A 2341-nucleotide genomic window follows, 5' to 3' on the forward strand; every position below is an offset into this window, starting at 1 on the left:
GCCGCAGTTCTCTATAGCGACCATTGCCGATAAACTGGTCTCCTACTTCATTATCGATGGCACCGTTAATAGTATCAATGCGGGTACACATACGATGACCAGGTTTTGCCTGGGCTGCATCTAAATCAGCATTGGTGTCGGCTACCCAGGTGGTAATTTTCAAATCAACTGCTTCGCTCAGGGCTAGGACAAGAGCTTCTTTAATATTCCCTGTCTTAAGGTATTGTCTGAAGTCATCGCTAGGAGCCATAATACTATACTCGCGCTTATTAGGGTAGTTCTGTAATTTAGTTTAGATTGACTTATTATGAATAATTTTTGATATTCCCACGTCCACCTTTGGGTTGCGGTGCGACCCCGCACTTTTTGAAAGCTAAGGGTGAACGGGCACCAAGAGAGTAGTGGTAGGATTCTTTAAAGGATATAACTTTTGTTGAGAGTTTATTGGTGACTGTGAACACCTAAGCGTCAACCATTAACAGACACTCGGTTAATTAAATTAACCTTAAGAGCAAGAAGACTCCCGTTATACCCGTAGGGTTAGCGGGGGACAGCGCTTATAAAGTGCGGACGCAGGTTCCGCACAAAGCCCGGAGACGAAACCTTAAAATAAGGCAGCCTTAATCATGGAGGCGCGCTTGACCCGTAATTAAATTACGGGTCAAGCGCGCGCGCCTCAAAGTTTTAACCAAAGGTGCGCGCCTCTTTTACCCATAGCCGACCAACCATAAAGGCTGCCTTATTTTTGCGGTAACTTCTGACCCTCATGAATTGCGTCCACTTGAAATTTTACACGGAATGCTTTAAAATGTAAACATGACTGAAAAAGCTTACCGTTACCGTTTTTACCCAACCCCTGAACAGGAGACTCTGTTGAGGAGAACTCTAGGCTGTGTAAGACTTGTCTACAACAAAACCTTGGACGCTAGAACAAAAGGATGGTACGAACACCAAAAACGAGTCAGCTATAAAGAAACTTCCTCAATGTTGACAGAGTGGAAGAAAAAGGATGAATTGTTCTTTTTAAATGAAGTTAGTTCTGTCCCACTTCAACAGGGATTAAGACACCTTCAAACTGCTTTTACGAACTTCTTTGCAGGTCGCACTAAATATCCAAACTTCAAGAAAAAGCGCAATGGTGGTAGTGCAGAATTCACAAAATCCGCATTTAAATGGAAAAATGGTCAGATCTATCTGGCTAAATGTCAAGAACCTTTGCCTATTCGCTGGAGTCGTCAGCTACCTGCAAACTGCAATCCAAGTACTGTTACAGTTAGCTTAGATCCTTCCAATCGTTGGCATATCTCGATCAGGTTTAATGACCATAGGAACTTGAGTTTGCCTTCCACGGATAAACAAATTGGCTTTGATTTAGGAGTTACCAGTCTAATCACAACCAGTGACGGGAAGAAAATTGCCAATCCCAAACATTTTAAAAAGCTTAAGAAAAAACTGGCTAAATACCAAAAGGCTTTGTCGCGGAAACAAAAGGGGTCTAATAATCGCGACAAAGCCAGGTTGAAGGTAGCCAGAATACACGCAAAAATCAAGGACGCTAGAAGGGATTTTACCCACAAGCTAACTACTCAACTAGTCTCAGAAAACCAATTGATCGTGTTTGAAGATTTAGCTGTGAAAAACATGGTAAAAAACCACAAATTAGCCCTGGTGATTAGTGATGCCAACTGGGGGGAAATAATCCGTCAGATCAAATACAAAGCAGAATGGTACAACCGTGAAGCTGTATCAATTGACAGATGCTTTCCCAGTAGTAAACTGTGTTCTGTGTGCTTGAATCGCGTCGAATCTTTGCCCTTAAACATTCGAGAGTGGGATTGTCCATCTTGCAATACTCACCACGATCGCGATATCAACGCATCAATTAATATTTTGGCGGCAGGGCTTGCCGTGTCAGTCTGTGGAGCGACCGTAAGACCCGAAGAGAGTAAGTCTCGGAAGGCTGGTGTGAAAAACTCCCCAAAAAGGGAGAAGGAAACAGAAACCTAAGTCGTGAGTCTTAGGAATCCCCCGCTATAATCTCCGATGAGCGCGGTGGGAGGATGTCAATTAGGTTAAATTTATATCAGATAACAACGAATTGAGCAACTTAGCAGTCACCATTAATGCTGAACACTTTGCCTGTCGCTGGGGTAGCCGATCAACTCAATAATATTTATATTTTTTTTTGTGTTAAATAGTATTCTATTGTTTGGAAGATAGACTAGAGCTACTATCAGTACCTAGGTCAGACCCTTGGGGTAGCCGACCCATGGTAGTACTCAGAACAGTAAACAGTTGTTGCAAATTTTCCAAATTTTGCTGAATAGTCTGGCGTCCTTGT

Annotated in this window: 1 protein-coding gene and 1 pseudogene; one reads left to right on the top strand and one right to left on the bottom strand. The window is 42.7% G+C overall.

Translation table 11 applies throughout. The annotated features are described in order from the left end of the window. Positions 1–250: pseudogene (locus tag F6K37_RS38565) on the bottom strand (hypothetical protein); the annotation flags it as partial. A gap of 566 nt (positions 251–816) precedes the next feature. Between F6K37_RS38565 and F6K37_RS38570 the strand changes: the two are divergent. After that, a complete protein-coding gene (locus F6K37_RS38570) occupies positions 817–2007 on the top strand; it encodes an RNA-guided endonuclease InsQ/TnpB family protein (RefSeq protein ID WP_071103859.1) in 1191 nt (396 codons plus the stop codon). Positions 2008–2341 lie beyond the last annotated feature (334 nt).

This window comes from Moorena sp. SIO4E2 (genome assembly GCF_010671945.1).
Lineage (GTDB): Bacteria > Cyanobacteriota > Cyanobacteriia > Cyanobacteriales > Coleofasciculaceae > Moorena > Moorena producens.